Below are 26,108 nucleotides of genomic sequence, written 5' to 3' on the forward strand. Positions count from 1 at the left end.
GTGCACCGGCGTCGACGCCTAGGCTGACCGCGTGCATGGTGAGTACAAGGTGCCCGGTGGCAAGCTCGTGGTCGTCGACCTGGAGGTCGGTGACGGACGCCTGCGGGACGTGAGCCTGTCGGGCGACTTCTTCCTCGAGCCCGACGACGCGCTGGAGGTGCTGTCGCGCGCGCTGGACGGCACGCCGGCGGACGCGGGCGTCACGCAGCTCGTCGGCGTGCTGGAGGACGGTCTGCGGCTCGCGGTCGACCAGGGCCGCATCGCCGGGCCCGTCGCCATGGTGGGGTTCGACGTGCGCGCGGTCGCGCTCGCCGTGCGCCGCGCCCTGGGGCTGTCCACCGCGTGGGCGGACCACGAGTTCGCGCTCCTGGACACCGGTCCCATGCCTCCGGCGATGCACGTCGCGCTCGACCAGGTGCTCACCGAGGAGCTCGACGCGGGGCGCCGCGGCCCCACCGTGCGGTTCTGGGAGTGGGACGAGCCCGCCGTCGTCATCGGCTCGTTCCAGTCCCTGCGCAACGAGGTGGACCTCGAGGCGGCGGCGCGGTACGGCGTCACGGTCGTGCGGCGCATCTCCGGCGGCGGCGCGATGTTCATGGAGGCGGGCAACTGCATCACGTTCTCCCTGGTGGTGCCGGGGTCCCTGGTCGACGGCATGTCCTTCGAGGAGTCGTACGCGTTCCTCAACGCGTGGGTCCTCGGGGCGCTCGCGGACGTGGGCGTGACGGCCACGACGACGGGGCTCAACGACATCTCGTCGGCCGCGGGCAAGCTCGCGGGGTCCGCGCAGAAGCGCCTGGCGCACGGTGCTGTGCTGCACCACGTGACGATGGCGTACGACATCGACGCCGACAAGATGATGCAGGTGCTGCGGATCGGCCGCGAGAAGCTGTCGGACAAGGGCACGCGGTCGGCGAACCGGCGGGTCGACCCGGTGCGCTCGCAGACCCGGCTGCCGCGCGAGCAGGTGGTGGAGGCCTTCGTGGCGCACTTCCGGTCGCGGTACCGGACGGTCGACGACGTGCTGCGCCCGGCCGAGGTGGAGCGTGCGCGCGAGCTCGTGGCCACCCGGTTCACGGATCCGGCATGGACCGCACGCGTGCCGTGAGCAGGGCGCCCGGGCCCGCGGGACGCTCCGCTCAGCCGCGCCAGGTCAGCACGACGACGAGCGCAGCGGCGCCCAGGAGCACGAGGGCCGCGGCGCAGGCCGTGACGAGGCGACCGCCCGGGTCACGACCGACGGTCCGCTCCGTGGCCGTCGTCAGGTTCGACCGCTGACGTCCGTGCACGCCGGTCCGGCGCCGGCGTGCGGCACGCAGCAGCACCACGGCGATGACGGTCCCGGCGGCGGTGACCGACCACGCCGCGACCCCCCAGGTCTCGACGAGCAGGCGGCCGGCTGCCACCGAGCCCCCGACCAGGCCCAGCGCCGTGCGGCGCCACGCCAGCGCCGTGCGCTCGGCGGCGAGCGACGGGTGTGCCGGGGCGGTCACGCGTGCAGCAGACCGAGCAGGACGAGGACACCGGCCACGGCGACGCCGCCCACGAGCAGGCCGAAGCCCACGGGAGCGGGCAGGGGGTCGCCGCGCCGCATGGCGCGCTCCGCACGGGACCACCCCCACCAGGCCACCGCGGGCGCGAGGGTCCCCAGCGCGATGAGCACGACGGCGGCGGCGAGCCGCAGCGCGGGCTCGACGGGCAGGCCGAGGGCCTCGAGGGCGACACCGCCGGCGAGCAGCGCGAGGCCGGTGCGCGCCCACGCGAGGAAGGTGCGCTCGTTGGCGAGCGTGAAGCGCGCGTCGGGCTCGGCACCGACGCCGTAGACCCACCGGGGGAAGCGTCGGTCGGGCGCGCGCCCCTCGGGCACGGGTCGCTCGTGATCCATGCGCCCATCCTCCCCACCTGGCGTGCCGGCCACCGCCGCGGTCACGCGCCCGGCACAGCGGCGGGAGCCGGTCGGGACCCGAAGACGGCGGTCCCGACCCGGACGACCGTCGCGCCCTCCGCGACCGCCACCTCGAGATCGTTGCTCATCCCCATCGACAGCCCGTGCGCGTCGCCCGTGCCGGGTGCGCCGGACCGGACGACCTCGTCGCGGACCGCGCGCAGCAGGGCGAAGCCGGCGCGCACCACCCCCTCGTCGTCGCTGCGCGCACCCACGGTCATGAACCCGGCCAGCCGGAGCCCGGGCAGCGCCGCGACCCGCACCGCGAGGTCCGCCGCCGTTCCCGGGTGGGCGCCGTGCTTGCTGGCCTCGCCCGACACGTTGACCTGGACCCAGACGTCGAGCGGCACGGCGCGCCCCTGCACGCGGTCGGACAGGCGCCGTGCCAGCGCGTCGTCCGCGACGGACTCCACCGCGGACGCCCACCGCAGCGCCGCGTTGACCTTGTTCGACTGCAGCGGCCCGATGACGTGCCACGTCGGCGCGAGGTCGACCAGCGCGGGCGCCTTCGCGACGAGCTCCTGGACCCGGTTCTCGCCCAGCAGCACCGGCGCCCCCGTCGAGCCGGCCTCCCGTGCGGCGGCGTCGGCCAGCAGCGCGGCGCGCACGGTCGCGACGTCCACCGTCTTGGACGCCAGCAGGACCCGGACCTCGTCCGCGCCGCGTCCCGCCGCGGCGCACGCCGCGGCGACCCGTTCGCGCACCTGCGCCAGACGACGCGTCACGTCCTCGCTGCTCACGACGCCTGACCGTACCCGCCCCCGCGGCGTGCGCCGCGCTCGCCGGGCGGGCGAAACCCGTGCCCCCGCGCCCGCCCGTGTGGCGCGCGGGGGTCGCCGGGTCGCATGCTGGCGGGATGGAGGGGTGCACGGGGCGGCTGCTCGTCGCGACACCGGGGCTGCAGGACCGCAGCTTCCGGCGGTCGGTCGTGCTCGTCCTCGAGCACACCGAGGCCGGTGCGCTGGGGGTCGTCCTCGACCGGCCGCTCGACGTCGACGCGAGCGCGGTGCTGCCGCAGTGGCAGGACCACCTCAGCGCGCCCGGCCGGCTCTTCCAGGGCGGCCCTGTGTCCCGTGACACGGCACTGGCGCTCGCTGACCTCCCCGACGCGGGCGCGCCGCCCGGTGTCCGGCACCTGTCGCCGCGGCTCGGGGTCGTCGACCTCGAGGCCCCGCCCGCGCTCGTGGTCGACGCCGTCCGGGCGCTGCGCGTGTTCGTCGGGTACGCCGGGTGGGCCGAGGGGCAGCTGGACCGCGAGATCGAGGCGGGCGGCTGGTTCGTCGTCGACCTCGAGCCGGGCGACGTGTTCAGCGCCGACCCGCGCGGCCTGTGGCGGCGCGTCCTGCGCCGTCAGCCGGGGGACCTGGCGCTCCTGTCGACGGCGCCGGACGACGTCTCGCTCAACTGAGGGTCGGGTCGGGGTGATCCCCGATGTCGCCCCGTGCCCCGCCGTGGGACGGTGAGCACGTGAAGACCCTGCTGAACGTCATCTGGCTCGTGTTCGCCGGTGCCTGGCTCGCCCTGGGCTACGTGGCCGCCGGCGTCGTCTGCTGCGTGCTGATCGTGACGATCCCGTTCGGCATCGCGTCCTTCCGGATCGCGAGCTACGTGCTGTGGCCGTTCGGGCGCACGATCGTCGAGAAGCCGACCGCCGGTGCGCTGTCGACGATCGGCAACGTCATCTGGGTGCTGGTCGCCGGGATCTGGCTCGCGATCGGGCACGTCGCCACCGCGATCCCGCTGTTCGTCTCGATCATCGGCATCCCGATGGGCATCGCGAACCTCAAGCTCATCCCGGTGTCCCTCGTGCCGCTGGGCAAGCAGATCGTGCCGACCGACAGCCCGTTCGCGGCGTACGGGCACTGACGGGTACTGACCCGCGTGGCGGCGGGGCGGCTCAGTCCCGCGCGACGTCTGCCACGACCGCGTCGGTGAGCCGCACGAGGTCGTCGGGCGCGAGCTCGACGTCCAGCCCGCGCCGGCCGCCGGACACGAGCACGGTGTCGAACAGCCACACGCTCTCGTCCACCACGGTGCGCAGCGTCGTGCGCTGCCCCAGCGGCGAGATCCCGCCCACCACGTAGCCGGTCGCGCGCTCGGCGGCGTGGGGGTCCGCCATCGCGGCCCGCTTGCCGCCGACCGCTGCGGCGAGCGCCTTGAGGTCCAGCCGGCCGGTCACGGGTACGACCGCCACGGTCAGCGTGCCGTCGACCTCCGCGACGAGGGTCTTGAAGACCTGCTCGGGCGGGACCCCCAGCACGCGCGCCGCCTCCAGGCCGTAGCCGAGGTCGCTCGCCGGGTCGTGCTCGTACGTGCGGGCGGTGTGCGGCACGCCGGCCTCCGCGAGCGTGACGAGGGCGGGGGTGCCGCCGCTGCTGCTGCTGCGTGCGTCCTTCCTGGCCACCCGCCCAGGGTAGGACGTCAGAGCGCGACGCCGACCAGTGCACCGACCCCGTACGTGACTGCCATCGCCAGCGAGCCGCCCAGCACGTTGCGCAGGACGGAGCGGCCGTGCGACGCACCCGTGAAGCGCGCCGACGCCCAGCCCGTCAGGACGAGCGCGACGAGGACCGCCGCGAACGTCGCCGGGACCCGCGCGGCCGTGGTCCACGGGGCCAGCACGACGAGCAGCGGGATGAGCGCCCCCGCGGTGAACGCCAGCATGGACGCGAGCGCGGCCTGCCACGGGTTGGTGAAGTCCTGGTGGGCGTCGGTGATGGGCCGGCCGGACGCGGCGGCGACGCGCTCGGCGTCCCGCTGGCTGGAGACGGACACGTACTCGCCCGAGGCCATCGACAGCGCACCGGCGAGCAGCGCGGCACCGCCCGCCAGGGCGATGGTCGACGTCGACGCGGCGGCGCCCGCGACGCCCACGACCGTCGCGCCGACGGACACGATGCCGTCGTTGGCGCCGAGGACCCCGGCGCGCAGGCGGTTGAGACCTGCGTTCGACGCCGCGCGCCGCGGCGTGCGGCGGAGCAGCGCGCCGAACCCGACGACGCGGTCGCTGGTCGTGGTCATGGGCCACGGTAGGCCCGCGCGCGCAGTCCTGTCACCGCAGGAAAGGCTGGCCTGACCTGGGGCGATGCAGGCGTGCCTACCCTGACTCACACCCCGGCCGGCGCCCCCGCCGAGGTGACGGGATCGCTCTTTCGCGCGCGGGGGAGGGGGGGTGGGTTGCTCTCTCGTGCGTGAGAGTGCGATCCAGTCGTGCGGCGCGGCGTCAGAGGGGGCCGACGTCCAGGACGCGCAGGCGGACCTCGCCGGCCTCGTCCGACGCCGCGAGGTCCACGAGGGCGTCGATGCGCCAGTCGTGGTCGCCCGCCGGGTCGTCGAGGACCTGCCGGACGTGCCAGGTGCCGGCCGCTGGCCCGTGCGCGTCGGCGGCGGTCCCGGGCGTCACCTGGAACAGCGCCGGACCGCGCGCGGCGGCGCCGGTGCCCATCTCGTCGTGGTCGTCGAAGTACGGCTCGACCGCGTCGGCCCAGCGGTCGGCCGTCCACGGCTCGCCCTCGGCGTCGACGTCGCCCAGGGCGGCGAGGGCCCCCCAGCGCTCGCGGGCGGCGAGCTCGACCCGCCGGAACATCGCCCCGCGCACGAGCGCGCGGAACACCCGCGGGTCGGCGGTGACGGGCGGCGGGGGAGCGTCCTCGCCGGGCACGTCGGCGTCGTCCTCGAGGACGGCCGTCGGGTCGGACAGCCGCTCCCACTCGTCGAGCAGGCTCGAGTCGGTGCGCCGCACGAGGTCGCCCAGCCACGCGATGAGCTCCTCGAGCTCTTCGGTGCGGCGGTCCTCGGGGACCGTGCGCCGCAGCGCGCGGTACGCGTCGGCGAGGTAGCGCAGCAGGACGCCCTCGGTGCGGTCCAGGGAGTAGAGCTGCACGTACTCCGCGAACGTCGCGGCGCGCTCGTGCATCTCGCGCACCACGGACTTGGGCGACAGCGTGAGGTCCGCGACCCACGGGTTGGTGCGCCGGTACGTCGCGAACGTGGCCTCGAGCAGCTCGCTCAGCGGGCGCGGGTACGTGACGCCCTCGAGCAGCGCCATGCGCTCGTCGTACTCCAGCCCCTCGGACTTCATGCGGGCCACGGCCTCGCCGCGGGCCTTGTTCTCCTGCGCCGCGAGCACCTGGCGGGGGTCGTCGAGCGTGGCCTCGATGACCGAGACGACGTCGTGCGCGTAGCCGGGGTCCTGCGGGTCGAGCAGGTCGAGCGCCGCGTACGCGAACGGCGAGAGGGCCTGGTCGAGCGCGAAGTTGAACGGCAGGTCGGCGACGAGCTGCACGGTCCGGCGTCGGCCGCCCGGCGCCGACGGGTCGTCGACCCACGGGCGCTCCACGACGCCGCCCGCGCGCAGGGACCGGTACACGTCGACCGCGCGGCGCACGTGGCGCGAGCGCGCGCTCGCGGGCTCGTGGTTGTCGGTGAGCAGGTGCGTCATGACCGCCACGGGGTCCGCGCGGCCGTCGCGGCCCCGCTGCAGGACGTGCAGCACCATCGCGTGCGACACCTGGAAGCTCGACGTGAGCGGCTCCGGCGGGGCGTCCCGCAAGCGCTCGAACGTCTTGTCGGTCCAGTTGACGTGGCCCGACGGCGCCTGCTTGCGGACGATCTTCTTCTGCTTCTTCGGGTCGTCGCCGGCCTTGGCGAGCGCCTTGCGGTTCTCGATGACGTGGTCGGGCGCCTGCACGACGACCTCGCCCACGGTGTCGTACCCGGCGCGTCCGGCGCGGCCCGCGATCTGGTGGAACTCCCGCGCGCTCAGGTGCCGCATCCGGACCCCGTCGTACTTGACGAGGCTCGTCAGGACCACCGTGCGGATCGGCACGTTGATGCCGACGCCCAGGGTGTCGGTGCCGCAGACGACCGGCAGCAGCCCGCGCTGCGTGAGGCGCTCGACGACACGGCGGTACTTGGGCAGCATGCCCGCGTGGTGCACGCCGACGCCGTGCCGCAGCAGGCGCGAGAGCGTCTTGCCGAACCCGGGGCCGAACCGGAACCCGCCCAGCTCCGCGGCGATCGCGTCGCGCTGCTCGCGGCTGGCCAGGGGCGTCGAGAGCAGCGACTGCGCGCGCTCGACGGCCTCCTTCTGCGTGAAGTGCACGACGTACACCGGTGCGCGGCGGGTGCTGACGAGCTCGTCGAGCAGCTCGTGCAGCGGCTCGACCGAGTACGTGAAGGTCAGGGGTACGGGCCGCTCGGTGTTCGCGACGACCGCCACGTCACGGCCCGTGCGGCGCGCGAGGTCCTCGACGAAGAACGAGACGTCGCCGAGCGTGGCCGACATCAGCAGGAACTGCGTGCGCGTCAGCTCGAGCAGCGGCACCTGCCACGCCCACCCGCGCTGCGGGTCCGCGTAGTAGTGGAACTCGTCCATGACGACGAGGCCGACGTCGGCGTCGGGGCCCTCGCGCAGCGCCTGGTTGGCCAGGATCTCGGACGTGCAGCAGACGATCGGGGCCCCGGAGTTGATCGCCGAGTCGCCCGTCACCATCCCGACGTTGGCCGACCCGAACACGTCGACGAGCGCGAAGAACTTCTCGCTGACCAGCGCCTTGATCGGCGCCGTGTAGTACGAGCGGCGACCCTGCGCCATCGCCACGGCGTGCGCGGCGACGCCCGCGAGGGACTTCCCGGAACCCGTCGGTGTGGACAGGATCACGTGGGCGCCGGTGAGCAGCTCGAGCAGCGCCTCCTCCTGGTGGGGGTAGAGCGTCAGCCCCTGGTCCGCCGCCCAGGTGGAGAAGACCTCGTACAGCGCGTCGGGGTCGTGCGCGGCGTCTCCTGTCGGCAGGCGGTCGGTCAGGTTCGCAGCGTCGGGCACGTGGCGATCCTCCCACGTGGCGCACGGGCGACCGGGGCCGGCCCGTCGGGCGTCGGGCCGCGGCCGTCAGGTCAGGTGGCGTCCCAGAGCAGCCGGTAGTACGCGATGCGCTCGTGATCCGGTGCGACGCCGTACGCGGCGTACACGTGGCCCTCGTATCCCGGGCCGAAGTTCCACACCGTGCTCCAGGCCGCCACCGCGAGGTCGGCCCAGCGGTCCGCGACGCCGAGGCGGCCCAGGTCGACGTGCGCGGCCCACCGCCCGTCGGGGCCGATGAGGGTGTTCGGTGCGCACGCGTCGCCGTGGCACACGACGAGCTCGTCGAGGGGTGGGGGATCGAGCAGCCGGGCGCGGGCGTCGGCCACCGTGAGGTCGCGGTGCTCGGGCGACCACGCGGCCGGCGTGTCACCGGCGTCGAGGTGCTCCAGGGCGGTCGCCAGCCGCGCCTCCACCGACCAGTCGAAGGGCGACTCGCCCACCGGAAGCGCGTCGTGGAGCGCGCGCAGGCCCGCCCCGATCGCGGCGGCGGCCTCGGCGGGGCGGTCCACCCACGGCGGCACGACGGCGCTGCGTCCCGGCAGCGCGGCCGTCACGAGCCACGTCCCCTCCTCGTCGGCGCCCCCGTCCAGGACCTCCGGGACGGGGGTGAACGGCCGCGCCCACAGCAGGCGTGCCGCCTCGCCGGGCAGGTCGATCCCGGGGACGTCCGCCGGGGCCCACTTGACGTAGCGCGAGGTCCCGAGGCGGAAGGTGCGGCCGCCGAGCTCGTTGACCCACACGGGCTCCACCGGCGCACCGGCGGCGAGGTCCGCCACCGCAGCCGGGACGGCGACCGGCCCCTCGGGCAGGCCTCGGATCTGACGGGGCGCGGGGGTCTCGGGCAGCACGGGCCGATCCTGCCACCTGGTCAGATCCCGAGCACGGCCTTGGCGATGGAGAAGTAGACGATCAGGCCGGTGGTGTCGACGAAGGTCGAGATGAACGGCGCGGACACGATCGCGGGGTCGATGCCCACCCGCTTGGCGAGCAGCGGGACGCTCGATCCGACGGTCGTGGCGAGCGTGCAGACGGCGACGACCGTGAGCGCGAGGACGAGGCCGATCGCCGGGCCCGCGACGAGCATCGCGGGGCCCACTCCCACGGTGGCCAGGGTGAGGCCCAGCAGCAGCCCGGTGAGCATCTCGCGGCCGACGACCCGCGCGACGTCGCCCGTGCGCACGTCGCCCACGGCGCTCGCGCGCACCACGGTCGTGGCGGCCTGCGACCCGGCGTTGCCGCCGGTGCCGATGAGCAGGGGCACGAAGAGGGCCAGCGCCACGACCTGTGCGAGCTCGTCCTCGAAGTAGGACTGCACGCCGACGGTCAGCGACGCCGCGACGATGAGCATGAGCAGCCACACGACGCGCGAGCGCACCAGGCCGAGCACGGACACCGACAGGTACGGCCGGCGCAGCGGCTCGGCGCCACCGGTGCGGGCGGAGTCCTCGTCGTCCTCGGCCTCGAGCACGCGCATGGCGTCGTCCACGGTGAGGACGCCCACGAGGCGGTCCTCGCCGTCCACGACGGGGACGCCGACGAAGCCGCCGTCGCGCACGACGTTCGCGGCGTGCTCGGCGTCGTCGGTGGCGCGCACCGTCGTGGCGGGCGACATGACGGCGTCGACGGGCGTGGCCGGGTCGGTGAGGACGAGCCGGCGCAGCGACACGACCCCGCGCACACGCCGCCCGTCGGCGACCACGGGGACGACGTAGACGGTCTCGGCGTCGTCGCCGGCGGCGCGCACCTGCGCGATGGTGTCGCCGACCGTGGTGCCGACGGGGACGGCGACGACCTCCGGTGACATGCGCCGCCCGGCGCTGTCCTCGGGGTACCCGAGCAGGGCGGTCGTCGCGGCGTGCTCGTCCGGGGGCAGGGCCGCCAGCAGGCGCCGCGCGACGCCGGCCGGGACCTCGTCCAGCAGCGCGGCGCGGTCGTCGGGGTCCAGAGCCGCGAAGATGGCGGCGGCGTGGCCGTGCAGCGAGGCGACGAGCTCGGCCTGCAGGGCGGGGTCGAGGTCCTCGAACACCTCGACGGCGCGGTCCTTGGCCAGCAGGCGGAAGGCCACGGCGCGGTCCGTGGCGCCCAGCCGACCGAGCTCGTGGACGACCTCGGCCACGTTCAGGGTCGCCATCCGGGCCTGCAGGTCGCGCAGTGCGGGGGAGCGTTCGGCGGTCAGCGTCGAGTTCGGCGTCTCGTCGTCGCGGTCGTGCTCGGGGATGATCCCTCCTCACGTCGTGCGCGGGACGGGTCCGGCCGGGGCGGCGCGGCCGTCCCGGGCGGTCGGCCCTGGCAGCGTACGTGCCCCTGGCGCGGGCGGCCTCCCTAGGACCTACGGGCCGGTAACCTACGGTCGCGTAGGTTACGCTGGCACGGTGATGTCCAGCGCTGCCCCAGCCGATCTTCCCGCCGCCTGGCCGCAGGGAGTTCCCCGCGACATCGAGATCCCGGACGAGCCCCTCACCGCCACGCTCGACCGTGCGGTGTGCGACCACCCGGACCGCGTCGCCGTCGACTTCCTGGGCCGGGCCACCACCTACCGCGAGCTCGGCGCCCGCGTCGAGCGCGGCACCCGCGTCCTGCACGACCTCGGCGTGCGCGCGGGCGACCGCGTCGCGCTCGTCATGCCGAACTGCACGTCGCACGTCGTCGCGTTCTGGTCCGTCCTGCGCCTCGGCGCGGTCGTCGTCGAGCACAACCCCACGTACACCGCCGACGAGCTCGCGCACCAGCTGGCCGACTCCGGCGCGACCGTCGCGATCGTGTGGGAGCAGACCGTCCCGCGCGTGCTCGAGGCCAGGGACCGCACCGACCTGCGCCACGTGGTGGCCGTCGACCTGTCCGCCGACCTGCCTCGCACGTCGCGCTGGGCGCTGCGGCTGCCCGTGGCCAAGGCGCGTGCCACGCGCGCGGCGATGCGCGGGCCGGTGCCCGCCGGTGTGCCGCACTGGCACCGGCTGCTCGACGCCGCCGAGCCCCTGCGGCCGTCGGACGCCCCCGAGGCGTCGGACGTCGCGCTCCTGCAGTACACCGGCGGCACCACGGGGACCCCGAAGGCCGCCGTGCTGACCCACCGCAACCTCGTCGCCAACGCGCTGCAGGGCCAGACGTGGACGCAGCACCGGTCCGGCACCGAGGTCGTCTACGGCGTCCTGCCCTTCTTCCACGCGTTCGGTCTGACGCTGTGCCTCACCTACTCGGTGCGGATCGCCGCGACGCTCGTCGTGCTGCCGTCCTTCGACCCCGCGCGCGTGCTCGCCGCGCAGCGCCGCCGGCCCGGCACGTTCCTGCCCGCCGTGCCGCCCATGCTCGACCGTCTCGCCGTCGCGGCGGAGGAGGCTGGAGCGGACCTCACGTCGTTCCGCTACTCGATCAGCGGCGCCATGGCCCTGCCCCGTGCGACGGCCGAGCGCTGGGAGCGGGTCACCGGCGGCATCGTCTCCGAGGGCTACGGCATGACCGAGACCTCGCCCGTCGCGCTCGGCAACCCGCTGAGCCGCGACCGGCGGCCCGGTGCGCTCGGCCTGCCCTTCCCCTCGACCCGCATCCGCGTGGTCGACCAGGAGGACCCCTCGCGCGACGTGCCGACGGGGGAGCAGGGCGAGCTGCTCATCTCCGGACCGCAGGTGTTCCAGGGCTACTGGAAGCGCCCGGAGGAGACGGCGCACCAGCTGCTCGACGGTGGCTGGCTGCGCACCGGCGACGTGGTCCGCGTGGACGAGGACGGCATGGTCGTCCTGGTCGACCGCATGAAGGAGATGATCGTCACCGGCGGCTTCAAGGTGTACCCCTCGCAGGTCGAGGACCACCTGCGCGGCATGCCGGGCGTGTTCGACGTCGCCGTCGTGGGCGAGCCCGCCGGCGACATGGGCGAGCACGTCGTGGCCGCCGTGGTGCTGCAGGAGGACGGGTCCGGTGCGGGCGTCGACCTGGCCGCGGTGCGCGAGTGGTGCGAGACGCGGCTCGCGCGGTACGCGCTGCCCCGCCGGGTCGTCGTGCTCAAGGACCTGCCGCGCTCGCAGGTCGGCAAGGTGCTGCGCCGGGTCGTCCGCGAGCAGGTGCTCGAGAAGTCGTCGAAGAAGTCCTGACCCGCCGGCGCCCCGTCGTGCGCGCCGAGCCGGCGACGGACCGAAGTACGGTGTCCGCGTGAGCGAGACCGACGACATGACCCCCGTGGAGATGTGGACCGACGGCGCCTGCAAGGGCAACCCCGGCGTCGGGGGGTGGGGTGCCTGGATGCGCTTCGGCGACCAGGAGAAGGAGCTGTGGGGCGGTGAGGCCGTCACCACCAACAACCGCATGGAGCTGTCGGCCGTCATCGAGGGGCTGCGCGCGCTGCGCCGGCCGTGCCGGGTGACGCTGCACGTGGACTCGACGTACGTCATGAACGGGCTCACCAAGTGGCTGCCGAACTGGAAGCGCAACGGCTGGCTCACGGGGGAGAAGAAGCCCGTGAAGAACAAGGAGCTGTGGCAGGCGCTCGAGACCGAGGTCGAGCGGCACCACGTGACGTGGGTCTGGGTGAAGGGGCACGCGGGCGACCCGGGCAACGAGCGCGCCGACGCGCTGGCCAACCGCGGCGTCGACGACGTGCGCGCGGGAGCGGGCGCCGGTCGCTGACCGGTCGGCGCCTGCCCCCGCGCCGTCAGGGCCGCGTCAGGTCGCGACGGGCGTCCACCGGGAGTCGTCGGCCGCCGAGCGCTCGACCGCGTCGAGCACCTGCTGGACCTGCAGCCCGTCGGCGAACGTCGGCGCGGGCTGCGTGCCCGCCGCGACGGCCTCGACGAGGTCGACGACCTGGTGCGTGAACGCGTGCTCGTAGCCCAGCCCGTGCCCGGTGGGCCACCAGCTGCCCGTGTACGGGTGCTCGGGCTCCGTGACGTAGACGCGGCGGAAGCCCTGCAGGCCCGCCGGGTCGTGCGCGTCGTACACGTGCAGGACGTTCATGTCCTCGAAGTCGAACGCGATCGACCCGTCGGTGCCGTTGATCTCGACGCGGATCGCGTTGCGGCGGCCGAGCGCGAAGCGGGTCGCCTCGAAGAGCGCGAGCCCGCCGCCCGAGAGGCGTGACGTGAACACCGCCGCGTCGTCGACGGTCACGGGGCCGGTCGCCCCGCCCGCGTCCCCGACGCCCGACAGGCCGCCGAACGCCGCCGCGACCGGCCGCTCCTCGACGAACGTCGCGAGCTGCGCGGACACCCCGGTCAGGGTCTCGCCGGTGATGAACTGCACGAGGTCGATGACGTGCGCGCCGATGTCGCCCAGCGACCCCGACCCGGCCTTCGCCTTGTCGAGACGCCACGACAGCGGCGTGGCGGGGTCCGACAGCCAGTCCTGCAGGTACAGGCCGCGCGCGTGCCGCACGGTCCCGATGCGCCCCTCGGCGACGAGCCGGCGTGCCAGCGCGATGGCGGGGACGCGGCGGTAGGAGTACCCGACCATCGCGACCTGGTCCGGCGCGGCCTCGGCGGCCGCAACCATCGCCTCGGCCTCCGCGACCGAGTTGGCCAGCGGCTTCTCGCACAGCACGTGCTTGCCGGCCTGCAGCGCCGCGATCGCGATCTCGGCGTGCGTGTCGCCCGGCGTGCAGATGTCGATCAGGTCGACGTCGTCGCGGTCGAGCAGCTCGCGCCAGTCGGTCGTCGAGGACCCCCAGCCCAGCCGCTCCGCCGCGGCGGCCGCGCGCTGCGGGTCGCGCCCGGCGACGACGGTCAGGTCGGGCCGCAGCGGCAGGTCGAAGAAGCGCGGCGCGGTCTGCCAGGCGTGCGAGTGGGCCAGGCCCATGAACGCGTGGCCGATCATGCCGACGCCCAGGCGCGGGGCGCTCACGACGCGACCGCCGTCGGCGGGGTGGTGCGGGCCATGTCGGGCCTCCCGAGGGCGTCGAGGTCGGTGAGCGGCACGAGCGGCGGGACGTCGCACGTGCTGGCGACCTCCAGCCTGGTGCCTGCGTCCGCGGCGCGCAGCACCGTCTCCATCGTGTCGAGCACGTGCAGCGCGACGTCCGCGGACGCGCGCGTCGTGCGCCGGTCGGCGCTGCGGGCGGCGTCGACGAGCCCGACCCCGCGGCCGGCGTCCCGGTAGCCGGCGGACGCGGGCAGCGTGCGCCACTCGTCGCCGCGCGCGTGCACGCGCACCTCACCGTCGAAACGGTTGGGGTCCGGCACGAGCAGCGAGCCCTCCTCGCCGTGCACCTCGATCGGCCGCGCGAGGGACGCGGGCGCGTCGAAGCTCATGAGGAGCGTCGTGACGGCGCCCGACGCGTGCTCGACGAGCGCGGTCACGTGCGTCGCGACGGCGACGGGGACCTGCTCGCCGGCCCGCGGGCCCTGCCCGATCGTGCGGTGCGTGCGTGGCCGGGTCGCCAGGCCCTGCACGGCCGTGACCGGCCCGAGCAGGTGCACGAGGGTCGTCAGGTAGTACGGGCCCATGTCGAGCAGCGGCCCGCCGCCCGGTGCGTAGTAGAAGTCCGGCTGGGGGTGCCACGCCTCGTGGCCGCCGCACGCCATGGTCGCGGTCGCGGCCACCGGTCGCCCGATCGCGCCCGACGCCACGGCCGCGCGTGCGGTCTGCACGCCCGTGCCGAGCACCGTGTCGGGTGCGCCGCCGACCGCGACGCCGGCGGCCCTGGCCGCCTCGACCACCCGGTGGGCCTCCTCCACCGTGGCGCACAGCGGCTTCTCGTTGTAGACCGAGCGGCCGTGCGCGATCGCCGCCAGGGCGACCTCCTCGTGCGCGGCGGGCGTCGTCAGGTCGAGCACCCACTCGACGTCGTCGTGCGCGAGCAGCGCCGGCAGGTCGAGCGCGCGGACCCCGTGACGCGCGGCCGTCGCGTCGGCGCGGGTGCGGTCGAGGTCGGCGACGGCGACGATCTCCAGCTCCGACGTGCGGGCGGCGGTCGTCAGGTAGGCCTCGGAGATGACGCCGCAGCCGACGACCCCGACCCTCAGCGGCTCGCCCACACCATGCTCCTCTCGATCATCGTGCGCACGCTGGGGTGCTCGAGGACGTCGAGGCTGTGGCCCGGCGTGACGACGCAGATGCGGCCCTCGCCCCACTGGCGCGTCCAGACGGCCGGGCACGTGATGGTGCGGTGCCACGGGTGCCACGGCGGTGCGGGGTGCGTCGTGGTGGCCAGGACGTCGTTGAGGTCGTCCGTGAGCACCCAGTACTGCTCGGTCGTGAGCTCGAACGACTCGATCCCCGCGGTGACCGGGTGGTCGGCGGCGGCGGGCAGCATGTCGACCGTGTACGGCAGGTAGTTGTCGGACTGGTCGCCGGTGCACTGGTCCGGGTGCTGGGACGGGTGCGTGGCGAACTGCCCGCCGATGAGCTGCAGGTAGTCGGAGCTGTTGCGGAACGAGTCGGCGATGCCGCCGTGCCAGCCGACGAGGCCGGTGCCGGCCGCGACGGCCTTGCGCAGCCCGGCGACGGCCGCGCCGGAGGCCTCGCCCATCGTGTAGCACTGCACGATCAGGTCGACGTCCGCCATCGCGTCCTCGGCGTAGACCTCGGGGGTGTCGACGACGCGGACCGTGTGGCCCGTCGCCTCGAGGTGGGGGAGGAACATGTCCGTCGCGGCGAGGGGCGCGTGCCCGTCCCAGCCGCCCCGGACCACCAGAGCCTGCTTCACGTGGAGCCTTCCGTGGGGATCTCGCACCGGTGAGAGATCGATCTCCCGGACGCTACCGGGGGAGCCCGAGGAAGGCCAGGGGCTCAGACCGACTCGCGTGCAGTGAGCGTCGTGGGCAGCACCACGTGCTGCGGCTCGACGCGCGGGTCGTCGAGGACCTCCAGCACGAGCTCGGCCGCACGCGCCCCCAGCTCGCGCAGCGGCTGGCGCACCGACGTGAGCGGCGGGTCGCACGTCTCGGCGACCACGGTGTCGTCGAACCCGACGACCGACACGTCGTCCGGCACGCGCCGGCCACCGGCCTCCAGCACGCGCATCGCTCCGAGCGCCATGAGGTCCGACCCTGCGAACAGGGCGTCGACCATGGGGTCGCGGCGCAGCACGGAGGCCGCGGCCGAGGCGCCCGACGACATCGAGAACGATCCGTGCACCACGGGCCCCGGGGCCACGTCCCATGCCGCCAGCTCGTCGCGGAACCCGCGCGTGCGCGCGTCGGCCGGTGCGTAGCCCGCCGGGCCCGCGACCGCGGCGATCCGGCGCCGGCCTGCCTCGAGCAGCGCGCGGGCCGCGAGCCGCCCGCCGCCGTAGTGGTCGCTGTCCACCGAGGTCAGCGCGTCGTCCATGGTCGCCCGAGGCCGTCCGACGAACACCACCGGCAGGGGCAGGTCCCCGAGCTCGGCGAACAGCGGCTCCGACTCGCGCTGCAGCACGACGACCGCGGCGTCCACGTGGCCCGACGTCAGGTAGCGCAGCAGCGGAGCGCGGTCGCGCGCGTCGTCGAGCAGGAGCACCGGCTGCACGGACCGGGCGAACAGCACCGCGGTGGCACCGCGCAGGGGGGCGCCGACGAACGGCCCGCCCTGGCCCTCGAGCTCGCTGCTCGGCGCCACGAGCGCGACCGACCCCGTCGCCCCGCTGCGCAGGGCGCGCGCCGCGGTGTTGGTGCGGTAGTCGAGGTCGGCGGCCGCGGCGCGCACGCGCCGGACGAGGTCGCCGTCGACGCTCGTGAGCCCGGCCAGCGCGCGCGACGCGGTCGCGCGCGAGACGCCGGCAGCGCGCGCGACGTCGAGCAGCGTGGGGCGTGCGGACCGGCTCATGGGGGCATGCTGCCACGGGTGCGCCCTGCGGGACGACGGATCGGAGATCGATCTCTGCGGGACGTGACGAACGCGCCGCCGGATGCGAGGCTGACCGCGTGAGCACCGTCGCCGCCCCCTCGTCGTCCGTCGCCGTCCCGTTCGACCTGTCGGCCGTGCGGCTCACCGACGGCCCGTTCGCGGCGGCGCAGCGCACCGCGCGGGAGTACCTGCTCGGGCTGCGTCCCGACCGGCTGCTGGCGCCGTTCCGGCGCGAGGCCGGGCTGCCTCCCGTCGCCGAGCCCTACGGCAGCTGGGAGTCGATCGGCCTGGACGGGCACATCGGCGGGCACGCGCTGTCGGCCGCGGCGCTGCAGTGGGCCGCGACGGGCGACGAGCGTGCCGCCGCGCTGGCCCGCGCGCTCGTCGACGGGCTCGTGGAGTGCCAGGACGCGCTCGGGACGGGCTACGTCGGAGGCGTCCCGGGCGGCGTCGCGCTGTGGGAGTCGGTGGCCTCCGGTGGCGCCGAGGCCGGCTCGTTCGACCTCGGTGGTGCGTGGGTGCCCTGGTACAACGTCCACAAGACGTACGCGGGCCTGCTCGACGCGGCCCGCGACGCGCCGGTCGACGTCGCGGCGCGGGCGCGGGACGCCGCCGTGCGCCTGGGGGACTGGGGCGTCGCGCTGTGCGACAGGCTCGACGACGACGCCTTCGCCCGCATGCTGCGCACCGAGTTCGGCGGCATGTGCGAGGCGTACGGCGACCTCGCCGAGCTCACCGGCGACCCGCGGTACGCGACCCTCGCGCGCCGCTTCGCCGACGCCTCGCTGCTCGGCCCGCTGCGTACGGGACGCGACGCGCTCGACGGCCTTCATGCCAACACGCAGATCGCCAAGGTCGTCGGCTGGCCGGGGATCGGCCAGACGCAGGCGGCTGCCGCGTTCGTCGCGACGGTGCTGCACCGTCGGACCCTCGTCTTCGGTGGCAACTCGGTCGCGGAGCACTTCACGCCCGACCCGCAGGCGCATGTGCTGCACCGCGAGGGGCCCGAGTCGTGCAACACCGCGAACATGCTCGAGGTCGAGCGGCGCCTCTATGCGGTCACGGGCGACGTGAGCCTGCTCGATGCCGCCGAGCGTCAGCTCGTCAACCACGTGCTCTCCGCCCAGCACCCCGACGGCGGCTTCGTCTACTTCACGCCCGCCCGGCCCGGTCACTACCGCGTGTACTCGACGCGCGACGACGGTATGTGGTGCTGCGTGGGCACGGCGCTGGAGACCTACGCGCGGCTGGGCGAGCTCGCGTACGCGCACGCCGACGGCGACCTGCTGGTGAACCTGCCCGTGCCGTCGCTGCTGCACTGGCCCGAGCGCGGCGTGCGCGTGCGGCTCGCGTCGACGTACCCCGCCCCGGCGCCCGTGACCGTGGTGGAGCTGACGGTCGAGGTCGACGCCCCGACCACGTTCGGCCTGCACGTGCGGCGCCCCGCCTGGGCGCGCGAGGAGGTCGTGCTCACCGTCGACGGCGCCGACGTGACGCCCACGGACGAGCGCGACGGCTACGTGACCGTGCGGCGCACGTGGCGGGGTGGCGAGACGGTCGCCTGGCAGCTCGTCGCCGGCCCGTCGGCGGAGCGGCTGCCGGGTGACGACGGCTGGGTCGCGCTCCTGTGGGGACCGGTCGCGCTCGCGGCCCGCGGTGACGCCGACGACCTCGACGGGCTGCGGGCCGACGACGCGCGCATGGGGCACGTCGCGCACGGCCCGCTGCGTCCGCTGGCGGACGCACCGCTGCTCGTCGGGTCGGACGACGACCTGGCGGCGGCGCTGCGTCCGGGCGACGACGGCGCGTTCGTCCTGGACCGCGGCGTCGACCACCCGCTCGCGCTCGAGCCGCTGCACACGCTGCACGACGCGCGGTACACCGTGTACTTCCCGGCCGTCCGCGACGCCGCCGACGTCGAGCGGCGGCGGGCGGCGCTCGCAGCCCTCGACGACGAGCAGCTGGGGCTCGCCGCGCGCACGGTCGATGCGGTCGCGTGCGGTGAGCAGCAGCCCGAGACCGACCACCGCTACCGCGGCTCGGACACGTGGACGGGCGCCGCCGACGGCCGCCACTGGCGCGCGACACGCGACCGGTTCTCCTACCGGCTGACGGACCCCGACGCCCGCGGGGCGGTGCTCCGGGTCACGTACCTGGCGCAGCCCGGGAGCGCGCGCGTGGTCGTCGACGGCGCACAGGTCGGCGTCCTCGACGTCACCGAGCCGGGCCCCGACACCCGCACCGTTGACCTGCTGGTGCCGCCCGGCACCCACGACGTCGCCATCGCGGCCGTCGCCCCGGCCCCGACGCCCCCGGTCGTGGCGATCCACCTCCTGACCTCGCCGACCGGCTGACCGCATCCCGCCCCGGCCGGCTCCGCGCCGGCGACGTCAGGGGTGCCGCGTCGTCGCCCGGACCACGGCCGTGACGGCCGTGCCGACGAGCCGGGACGGGCCGCGCCGCGGCAGGGCGGCCAGCCGGTCCGCGAGGGCCGGCAGCCGGGGCACAGCACCGACCGTGGCCGCGTGCGCCGCCAGCAGTGCCGCGCGCCGGTGCGTGTCGAGCGCGCTGTGGCCGGTCGCGGTGAGCGGCACGAGGACCGCGCCGGGGACCAGGTCGACGACCCGCTGCGCCACCGGCCGTGGCGTGCGCAGGTCCCGCTCGCCGGACAGGACCGCCGTCGGCCAGGCGAACGCCGGCAGGGCCGCGGGCAGGTCGACCGTCCCGGGTCCCGTCGGCACGGCACCTGCCGGGGCGTCCCGCCCGGCGGTCGCCGCACCGCCGGGCGGGGCGGTGTCGCGGCCCGCGTGCCGGGCCGCCGCGTCGGCGAAGGCCAGCTGCGGGTCCAGCGGGCCGCCGTCCGGTGGCAGACCGAACCCGAGCTCGTCGTACATGATCCCCGCGACGAGGTCCGGTTCCATGACGAACGGCACCCCCGTGCCCTCGCTCTCGCCCGCGCCGAGGGACGCGACGCGGTCCCACACGGCGCGCAGGCGGCCGGCGCGCCGCGCGAGGAGCAGGCGGTGCAGCACGTCGGGACCGGCGAACTCGTGCACCACCTGCACCACGTGCGCGAGCTCGGCGGCGGGCACGTCGTCCGCCAGGGCGCGGACCGCGGCGGCGACGTCCGCCAGGGCCGGGTCGTCGCCGTCCCGCAGCGCGCCGTCCCACAGCAGGCGCCGCCGGTGCCGACGGGACAGGGTGAGGTCGCCCGGTGGGTCGAGGACGGGGGAGTCCAGCACCATCGCGGCCACGCGGTCCGGGTGGCGGGCGCCGAACACCTGCGCGACGTACGTCCCGTAGGACGAGCCGTAGAGGACCGCGCGCTCGACGCCGGCGTCGTCGAGCACAGCCGCGACGTCGTCGACGACCGCCGCCACGGTGACGGCCGACCGCGGCAGCTCCGCGCCGCCCGCGTCCCGGCGGGACAGCCCGATGCCGCGGTGCTCGACCATGAGGACGTCGAGCCCTCGCCGGGCCGCGTCCGCGCGGAGCCGCACGTACGGCAGGACGGACGCGAGGCCGGGACCACCCGGGAGCACGACGACGGGCGGGACGTCGGTGCGCGGCCCCGTGCGCACGTACGCGAGCGGGAACGTCGCGCCCGACCCCCCGCCCACCGGTCGGTCGACCGTCCGCCCGTCCCGCGCGAGCACCTGCCGCGCCGCGCCCTCGGTCCCCGGCCCTGTCGTGCGCTGCGTCGTCATGACCTCCGTAACGGGGGCGCTGCGCCACGGGTTCCGACGAGCGCGCCGCGGTCGCGCACGAGTGCGCCGCACGCCACCAGCAGGCGCTCGCGCAGCGCGTTGGAGCGCTCCGCGTAGTCGCGCTGTCGCTGCACGTACTCGGCCTTGCCCGCCGGGGTTTCGATGGCGATCGGTGGAAGCCCGTAGGACGACACGTCGTAGGGGGAGGCCCGCATGTCGGTGGTGCGGATCTCGCGCGCGAGCTCGAAGGAGTCGAGCAGCAGGTCGCCGGGCACGAGCGGGCCGAGCTTCAGCGCCCACTTGTAGAGGTCCATGTTGGCGTGCAGGCACCCCGGCTGCTCCGTCGCCGTCTGCGTCTCGCGGGTGAGGGCCACGGTGTTGCGCCCGACCGCGTCGGGCGTGAAGAAGCGGAACGCGTCGAAGTGCGTGCAGCGGATGCGGTGCGCCTCGACGACGGCGTCGGTCCCCGCACCGCCCAGGCGCAGCGGCAGGGGGTGGCGGTGCTCGCCCGCGCGCTCGCGGTAGACCATCGCCCACTCGTGCAGCCCGAAGCACCCGGTGGCGGCCGGGCGGGACGCGGTCGCGGCGAGCAGCCCGGCGACGAACCGCACGGTGTCGCCCCGCGCGGCGAGGAACGCGTCGACGTCGAGCGTCGCCGCGCCCGCGTCGTCCGTCCGGTACCAGCGCCACGCCGCGTGCGGAGCGGGACCGTCGTCGCCCGGCGCGAGCGCGACGCCCGCCCCGGGGTGCCACCGGCGCAGCTGCGCGGGCGTCGCCGGGTAGTACTCGAACAGGAAGTCCTCGACGGCGTGCTTCTCGTGCCGCGACCGGCGTGCCCGGTGGCCGGCCGTGAGCGCGTCGGCGCGCTCGGCGTGCGCCGCGGCGTACGTCGACCAGGCTGCCGCGTCGAGTGCGGTCGGGGTGGGGGCGGCGGGCACCCACCCAGGGTAGGTCGACCGGGTCGGCCCCCGCGTCCGACGCCCTCCGCGCCCCATGCGTCTCAGCTCAGGAGCCGGCGCCACCAGTGACGCCGTCCGACCGGACGTGGACGCGGCCCCGGGCGCTCGACCGCGGCTGTCTGCGCGGAGGTCGGTCGCGCGAGCCCGGCGTGGAACGCGACCGACCGGACGTGGCGGTCCGGCAGCCCGCTCGCCGGCAGCAGCACGGCCATGCGGTCGCGCTCCTGCGGTGTCGGGGTGCCCCAGGTCGTCGCGGCACCGTGCCCGAGCCAGGTGGTCACGCCGGCCCGACCCGACGCCGCCAGGTGCGGGTCCGCGTCCACCGCCGCCCGCAGATCGGCCCCGACACGGTCCCAGCCGCCCACCGCACGTGTGACGCGCCACGCGCCCTGCCGGTGGGCGGGGACCGGCGACGCCCACGCCAGCTCGGTGCACGAGGCCGGGGCGCCGAGGCGCGCGAGGTGACGTGCGGCGGTCGAGCTCACGCGTGCGCTCGGGTCGAGCAGCAGGGGCGCGAGCCGGGTGACGGCGTCCCGGACGTCCGTGAGCCCGGCGACCGCGCGCGCGGCCGACGCGCGCACGTGCGGGCTCGGGTCGCCGAGCGCGGCGACGGCGGTCGGGAGATCGCGGCGGTCACCGGCGACGGCGAGCTCGGCCAGGCACGCTGCCCGCACCCGCGACGGCACCGAGGACGCCTCCGCCAGCTCGCGGTAGCGGGCCACGGGGTCGAGACCACGGCGCCGGGCACGGGGGATCGCGAGCTCGCGGACGCGCGGCGCCCGGTCGAGCAGGAGCGCGGCGATCACCTCGTCGTCGAGCGCCGCGTCCGGCAGCGCACCGACGGCCGCGACGCGCACCTCGACTGACCGCGCCGCGACCAGGTCGGCGAGCCGGTGGGCGTCGGTCGACGCCGTGAGCCAGCGGGCGCACGACGCACGCACCGCCTGGTCGGGGTCGTGGAGCGCTCCGTCGACGAGGTCGTCGCCCGTCAGCGTGCCGTCGGCGTACGCGCGGGCCCACGCCCAGCGGCGCACCGCCCGCCGACGGCTCGCCCGCAGGAGGCCACGCGGCTCGACGCGCCCGGCCAGGTGCCGGCAGGTCTCCTCGACCGTGTCGCCCTCGTCGTCACGCTCCTGCCCCGCCAGGAGGACGTCGAGCACCGCCTCGATCCGCTCGACGTCGCGGACCGTCGCCACGGACGCCCGGGCGGCGGCCCGCACGGGCCCGACGTGGTCGAACGTCCGGACGGCCAGCGCAGCGGCGGCCAGTGGTCCCGCCTGCGTGCCGAGCACGCGGGTGGCCCGCTCACGGACACGGCCGTCGGTGTGCAGGCTCGTCACGGCCGCGACGAACCCCGAGGGCTCGAGCAGCGACGGGCCCAGCCATCCCGAGGTGCCGCTCACGCGGGGCGTCGGCCCGGCCGGTCCGTGCCTCCGTGCCGCGCGGTCGAGCCGCAACCACCCGCGACCGTCGAGCCCGCGCAGGACGGCGGCCGCGTCGTCCCAGCGGGCGGGGTCCTGGGAGACGGCCGCCGGGACGACGCGATGGAGGAGGTCTCGGCTCGACGTCGTCATCACGGGTCCACTGTGCCGTGGCAGCGCGTCGGCGGTCACTCCCTTTGCGCCGACGCAGGCCGGTTGCCCCGACGGTCCTCACCCGGCAGGGTGACGCTCGTGCGCGAGCTGCTGCGGTCCCTGCCCGCCGTGTCCGGCGACGCCCCGCCGTTCGACCAGGGCACGGCCTCCGACGACCCCCTCGAGCTGTTCGCCGCGTGGTTCACCGCTGCGGTCGAGCTCGGCGTCCCCGAGCCGCACGCGGCGACGCTCGCGACCGCCGACGCCGACGGCCGGCCGTCGGCGCGCGTGCTCTTCCTCAAGGACGTCGGCCCCGAGGGCTTCGCGTTCGCGACCGACGCCCGCAGCGCGAAGGCGGCCGACCTGGCCGCGAACCCGCAGGCGGCGCTCGGTTTCTGGTGGCAGCAGCTGGTGCGGCAGGTGCGGGTCGCCGGGGCCGCCCGGTACCTCGGCGCGGAGGTCTCCGGGGTCGACTACCTCGCGCGGTCGCCTGCGTCGCGCGCGGCCGCGGCGGGTGTCCGGCCGGGGGAGCCGCTGACGTCCGTCGACGACCTGCGGGCGGCCATGCGCGACGCGCGCGGCCGCATCGACGCCGACCCCGGCTTCGTCCTGCCGACGTGGCAGGCGTGGCTCGTCGTCCCGCAGGTCGTCGAGTTCTGGCAGGGCAGCGCCGACCGTGCCCACGTCCGGCTGGTCTACCGCCGCACGGGCGACGGCTGGGACCACGCGCTGGTGTGGCCCTGACGGGCACTGGAGGGCTCTGGAGGGCTCTGAAGGGCTCTGACCGGCACCGACGCGGTGCTAGGGTCGCCCGCATGACCACGACCTCCCGTGACGCCCTCGTCGTCGCGTGTCGTGCTTGTCGCTGCTGTCGCTGACGCAGCCCCCGTCGGACGTCTCCCGTCCGGCCCGCGACCTCCGTCGCCCCCGGTGGCACGAGCCACCCTCCCGTGGTGCTCTCTCCTCATGTCTCTGCGTGCCCCGTCGCGGCACGCGGGCCCGTCCCGAAAGGTCCCTCATGTCCCGCACCCCCCGCCTCCTCGCCGCCGCACTCGTCGTCGCCGTCGGGACGCTGGCCGCGTGCTCGTCCGGCGACCCGGAGCCGAGCGGTGAGGGCACGTCGCAGGCCGGCGTGCTGCGCGTCGGCACCGAGGGCACGTACTCGCCGTTCAGCTTCCACGACGCGGACGGTGAGCTGACGGGCTACGACGTCGAGGTCATCACGGCCGTCGCGGACCAGCTGGGCCTGGAGGTCGAGTTCTCGGAGACCACGTGGGACTCGATCTTCGCGGGGCTCGAGGCGGAGCGGTACGACGTCATCGCCAACCAGGTCACGGTCAACGACGAGCGCGCCGAGAAGTACGACCTCAGCGAGCCGTACACCGTGTCGACGGGCGTCGCGCTGGTCGCCGCCGACAACGACGCCGTGACGTCGATCGCCGACGTCTCGGGCCTGACCGCCGCGCAGTCCGCGACGTCGAACTGGTCGCAGGTCGCCACCGACGCGGGCGCGACGGTGGAGTCCGTCGAGGGCCTCACGCAGGCCGTCGCGCTGCTCAAGCAGGGGCGCATCGACGTGACGTTCAACGACGACCTCGCGGTGCTCGACTACCTCCAGCAGTCCGGTGACACCTCGGTGAAGATCGCCTTCGAGACCGGCGACACCGTCGAGCAGGCGTTCGCGCTGCGCAAGGGGTCGGACCTCACGGCGCAGCTCGACGAGGCGCTCGCGGCGCTGCGCGCGGACGGCACGCTCGCCGAGATCTCCCAGACGTGGTTCGGCCAGGACGTCTCGCAGTGAGACCGGCGCGGCGCGAGGAGGTGGCGTGAGCGCGGACACGTGGGACCTGGTCGCGTCGTCGATCGGGCCGCTGCTGTCCGGGGCCGTGCGCGGCACCATCCCGCTGACGCTCATCTCGTTCGCCATCGGGCTGGTGCTCGCGCTGGTCGTCGCCCTCGCCCGGCTCTCGCGCCGGCGCGTGGTGTCGGCGCTGGCGCGGGTCTACATCTCGCTGATCCGCGGGACGCCGCTGCTCGTGCAGCTCTTCATCATCTTCTACGCGCTGCCGTCGTTCGGGCTGGTCATCGACCCGTTCCCGTCGGCGGTCGTCGCGTTCTCGCTGAACGTCGGCGGGTACGCGGCCGAGACGATCCGCGCCGCGATCCTGTCGGTGCCCAAGGGCCAGTGGGAGGCGGCCGCGACCATCGGGCTGAACCACACGCTGACGCTGCGGCGGGTCGTGCTGCCGCAGGCCGTGCGCGTCGCGGTGCCGCCGCTGTCGAACACCTTCATCTCGCTGGTCAAGGACACGTCGCTGGCGTCGACGATCATGGTCACCGAGCTGCTGCGCAAGGCGCAGGAGATCGCGGCGCCGACGTACGAGTTCATGACCCTGTACTCGCTGGCCGCGGTCATCTACTGGCTCATCTGCCTGGTGCTGTCGACGCTCCAGTCGCGGCTCGAGCGCCGGCTCGACCGGTTCGTGGCGCACTGACGTGGGAGACGTGATGACGACGAGCGACGCGACGACCCCGCCGGATGCCCGCCTCCTGGTCGAGGTCCGCGATCTGCACAAGTCCTTCGGGGACCTGCACGTGTTGCGCGGCATCGACCTGAGCGTCGACCGCGGCAGCGTCACGGTGCTGATCGGCCCGTCCGGGTCCGGCAAGACGACGCTGCTGCGCTGCCTCAACTCGCTCGAGGTCCCGGAGGCGGGCACCGTGCGCGTCGACGACGTCGAGCTCGACCTCGCGCGTCGCCCGACGGCGAGCGAGCTGCGCCGCCTGCGTGCGACCTCAGGCATGGTCTTCCAGTCCCACCAGCTCTTCCCGCACCGCACCGCGCTGCAGAACGTCACCGAGGGTCCGCTGTACGCGCAGCGCCGGCCCGCCGCCGAGGTGAGGACCGAGGCGACGGCGCTGCTGGCCAAGGTCGGGCTGGCCGACAAGGCCGCCGCCTACCCGCACGAGCTGTCGGGCGGTCAGCAGCAGCGGGTGGGCATCGCGCGTGCGCTCGCGCTGCGGCCCCGGCTGCTGCTGTTCGACGAGCCCACGTCGGCGCTCGACCCCGAGACGGTGGGGGAGGTGCTCGCGGTCATGCGGGACCTGGCCGCCGAGGGCTGGACGATGGTCGTCGTGACGCACGAGATCCGGTTCGCGCGGCAGGTGGCCGACCACGTCGTGTTCATGGACGACGGGCACGTCGTCGAGGAAGGGCGCCCCGACGACGTGCTGGGTGCCCCGCGGCACGAGCGGACGCGCCGCTTCCTGCAGCGGATCCTCGACCCGCTCTGACCTGACCCGGACCCGCCG

The 26,108-nt window shown here is 75.4% G+C and carries 25 protein-coding genes; 10 read left to right on the top strand and 15 right to left on the bottom strand.

Going from position 1 to position 26,108, the window contains the following annotated elements; all coding sequences use genetic code 11:
- Positions 1-31 precede the first annotated feature (31 nt).
- A complete protein-coding gene (locus KKR89_RS05705; RefSeq protein WP_208197378.1) occupies positions 32-1,108 on the top strand; it encodes a lipoate--protein ligase family protein in 1,077 nt (358 codons plus the stop codon).
- Between the two features lie 31 nt (positions 1,109-1,139).
- Here the strand turns inward: KKR89_RS05705 and KKR89_RS05710 are convergent, their stop codons facing one another.
- The 3 genes from KKR89_RS05710 to KKR89_RS05720 are packed head-to-tail and all read right to left on the bottom strand — an operon-like array spanning position 1,140 to position 2,685.
- Positions 1,140-1,493, bottom strand: coding sequence for a DUF202 domain-containing protein (locus tag KKR89_RS05710; protein ID WP_208197379.1), 354 nt, complete (start codon positions 1,491-1,493; stop codon positions 1,140-1,142).
- Entirely contained in the window at positions 1,490-1,885 is a 396-nt protein-coding gene (locus tag KKR89_RS05715) for a YidH family protein (protein WP_208197380.1), read from the bottom strand. The genes KKR89_RS05710 and KKR89_RS05715 overlap by 4 nt, the downstream gene beginning before the upstream one ends.
- 41 nt (positions 1,886-1,926) lie before the next feature.
- Positions 1,927-2,685: a YggS family pyridoxal phosphate-dependent enzyme gene (locus KKR89_RS05720; protein ID WP_208197381.1), complete on the bottom strand. Its 759-nt coding sequence runs from the start codon at positions 2,683-2,685 to the stop codon at positions 1,927-1,929.
- 116 nt (positions 2,686-2,801) lie between these two features.
- Between KKR89_RS05720 and KKR89_RS05725 the strand changes: the two genes are divergently transcribed.
- Positions 2,802-3,353: a YqgE/AlgH family protein gene (locus KKR89_RS05725; RefSeq protein ID WP_208197382.1), complete on the top strand. Its 552-nt coding sequence runs from the start codon at positions 2,802-2,804 to the stop codon at positions 3,351-3,353.
- Positions 3,354-3,412: 59 nt separating this feature from the next.
- Positions 3,413-3,811, top strand: a complete 399-nt coding sequence (locus KKR89_RS05730) for a YccF domain-containing protein (protein WP_191780956.1) — start codon at positions 3,413-3,415, stop codon at positions 3,809-3,811.
- A gap of 31 nt (positions 3,812-3,842) precedes the next feature.
- Here KKR89_RS05730 and ybaK read toward each other — a convergent pair whose 3' ends face one another.
- From ybaK to mgtE, 5 genes are all read right to left on the bottom strand, one after another.
- The gene (ybaK, locus tag KKR89_RS05735; RefSeq protein WP_208197383.1) at positions 3,843-4,349 is read right to left on the bottom strand and encodes a Cys-tRNA(Pro) deacylase; all 507 of its coding nucleotides are present in this window, start codon (positions 4,347-4,349) and stop codon (positions 3,843-3,845) included.
- A 17-nt stretch (positions 4,350-4,366) separates the two neighbouring features.
- Positions 4,367-4,966: a VIT1/CCC1 transporter family protein gene (locus KKR89_RS05740; RefSeq protein ID WP_208197384.1), complete on the bottom strand. Its 600-nt coding sequence runs from the start codon at positions 4,964-4,966 to the stop codon at positions 4,367-4,369.
- Between the two features lie 202 nt (positions 4,967-5,168).
- Positions 5,169-7,769, bottom strand: coding sequence for a DEAD/DEAH box helicase (locus KKR89_RS05745; RefSeq protein ID WP_208197385.1), 2,601 nt, complete (start codon positions 7,767-7,769; stop codon positions 5,169-5,171).
- 71 nt (positions 7,770-7,840) lie between these two features.
- Positions 7,841-8,656 (bottom strand): aminoglycoside 3'-phosphotransferase, encoded by an 816-nt coding sequence (locus KKR89_RS05750; RefSeq protein ID WP_251141033.1) that lies wholly within the window; start codon positions 8,654-8,656, stop codon positions 7,841-7,843.
- Between the two features lie 20 nt (positions 8,657-8,676).
- Entirely contained in the window at positions 8,677-10,029 is a 1,353-nt protein-coding gene (mgtE, locus tag KKR89_RS05755) for a magnesium transporter (protein ID WP_307802239.1), read from the bottom strand.
- A 154-nt stretch (positions 10,030-10,183) separates the two neighbouring features.
- Between mgtE and KKR89_RS05760 the strand changes: the two genes are divergently transcribed.
- Complete coding sequence (locus tag KKR89_RS05760) at positions 10,184-11,893, top strand: AMP-binding protein (RefSeq protein ID WP_208197387.1); 1,710 nt, start codon at positions 10,184-10,186, stop codon at positions 11,891-11,893.
- A 91-nt stretch (positions 11,894-11,984) separates the two neighbouring features.
- On the top strand, positions 11,985-12,425 hold the full coding sequence (rnhA, locus tag KKR89_RS05765; protein WP_214765778.1) for a ribonuclease HI: 441 nt from the start codon (positions 11,985-11,987) through the stop codon (positions 12,423-12,425).
- Between the two features lie 36 nt (positions 12,426-12,461).
- Here rnhA and KKR89_RS05770 read toward each other — a convergent pair whose 3' ends face one another.
- The 4 genes from KKR89_RS05770 to KKR89_RS05785 form a co-directional block, all read right to left on the bottom strand.
- A complete protein-coding gene (locus KKR89_RS05770; RefSeq protein WP_208197775.1) occupies positions 12,462-13,607 on the bottom strand; it encodes a Gfo/Idh/MocA family protein in 1,146 nt (381 codons plus the stop codon).
- 23 nt (positions 13,608-13,630) lie between these two features.
- Positions 13,631-14,767, bottom strand: a complete 1,137-nt coding sequence (locus KKR89_RS05775; RefSeq protein WP_208197388.1) for a Gfo/Idh/MocA family protein — start codon at positions 14,765-14,767, stop codon at positions 13,631-13,633.
- Positions 14,752-15,438: a ThuA domain-containing protein gene (locus tag KKR89_RS05780; RefSeq protein WP_208197389.1), complete on the bottom strand. Its 687-nt coding sequence runs from the start codon at positions 15,436-15,438 to the stop codon at positions 14,752-14,754. Before KKR89_RS05780 ends, KKR89_RS05775 begins: the two co-directional genes overlap by 16 nt.
- Before the next feature lie 83 nt (positions 15,439-15,521).
- A complete protein-coding gene (locus tag KKR89_RS05785; protein ID WP_208197390.1) occupies positions 15,522-16,535 on the bottom strand; it encodes a LacI family DNA-binding transcriptional regulator in 1,014 nt (337 codons plus the stop codon).
- Positions 16,536-16,633: 98 nt separating this feature from the next.
- Between KKR89_RS05785 and KKR89_RS05790 the strand changes: the two genes are divergently transcribed.
- Positions 16,634-18,910: a beta-L-arabinofuranosidase domain-containing protein gene (locus KKR89_RS05790; RefSeq protein ID WP_208197391.1), complete on the top strand. Its 2,277-nt coding sequence runs from the start codon at positions 16,634-16,636 to the stop codon at positions 18,908-18,910.
- A gap of 36 nt (positions 18,911-18,946) precedes the next feature.
- Here the strand turns inward: KKR89_RS05790 and KKR89_RS05795 are convergent, their stop codons facing one another.
- The 3 genes from KKR89_RS05795 to KKR89_RS05805 all read right to left on the bottom strand — a co-directional run bounded on the left by KKR89_RS05795 (position 18,947) and on the right by KKR89_RS05805 (position 22,796).
- On the bottom strand, positions 18,947-20,263 hold the full coding sequence (locus KKR89_RS05795) for an alpha/beta fold hydrolase (protein WP_208197392.1): 1,317 nt from the start codon (positions 20,261-20,263) through the stop codon (positions 18,947-18,949).
- Positions 20,260-21,201, bottom strand: a complete 942-nt coding sequence (locus KKR89_RS05800; RefSeq protein WP_208197393.1) for a 3-methyladenine DNA glycosylase — start codon at positions 21,199-21,201, stop codon at positions 20,260-20,262. Before KKR89_RS05800 ends, KKR89_RS05795 begins: the two co-directional genes overlap by 4 nt.
- A 62-nt stretch (positions 21,202-21,263) precedes the next feature.
- Positions 21,264-22,796 (bottom strand): HEAT repeat domain-containing protein, encoded by a 1,533-nt coding sequence (locus KKR89_RS05805; protein WP_208197394.1) that lies wholly within the window; start codon positions 22,794-22,796, stop codon positions 21,264-21,266.
- A 99-nt stretch (positions 22,797-22,895) separates the two neighbouring features.
- On the opposite strand from KKR89_RS05805, the gene KKR89_RS05810 reads away from it, so the two are divergent.
- The 4 genes from KKR89_RS05810 (at position 22,896) to KKR89_RS05825 (ending at position 26,090) form a co-directional block, all read left to right on the top strand.
- Entirely contained in the window at positions 22,896-23,540 is a 645-nt protein-coding gene (locus KKR89_RS05810; RefSeq protein ID WP_251141034.1) for a pyridoxine/pyridoxamine 5'-phosphate oxidase, read from the top strand.
- Between the two features lie 274 nt (positions 23,541-23,814).
- Positions 23,815-24,597, top strand: a complete 783-nt coding sequence (locus tag KKR89_RS05815) for an amino acid ABC transporter substrate-binding protein (protein WP_208197395.1) — start codon at positions 23,815-23,817, stop codon at positions 24,595-24,597.
- 25 nt (positions 24,598-24,622) lie between these two features.
- A complete protein-coding gene (locus KKR89_RS05820) occupies positions 24,623-25,291 on the top strand; it encodes an amino acid ABC transporter permease (protein WP_208197396.1) in 669 nt (222 codons plus the stop codon).
- Between the two features lie 13 nt (positions 25,292-25,304).
- Positions 25,305-26,090 (top strand): amino acid ABC transporter ATP-binding protein, encoded by a 786-nt coding sequence (locus KKR89_RS05825; RefSeq protein WP_307802234.1) that lies wholly within the window; start codon positions 25,305-25,307, stop codon positions 26,088-26,090.
- Positions 26,091-26,108: the final 18 nt, after the last annotated feature.

The organism is Cellulomonas dongxiuzhuiae (assembly GCF_018623035.1).
Lineage (GTDB): Bacteria > Actinomycetota > Actinomycetes > Actinomycetales > Cellulomonadaceae > Cellulomonas > Cellulomonas dongxiuzhuiae.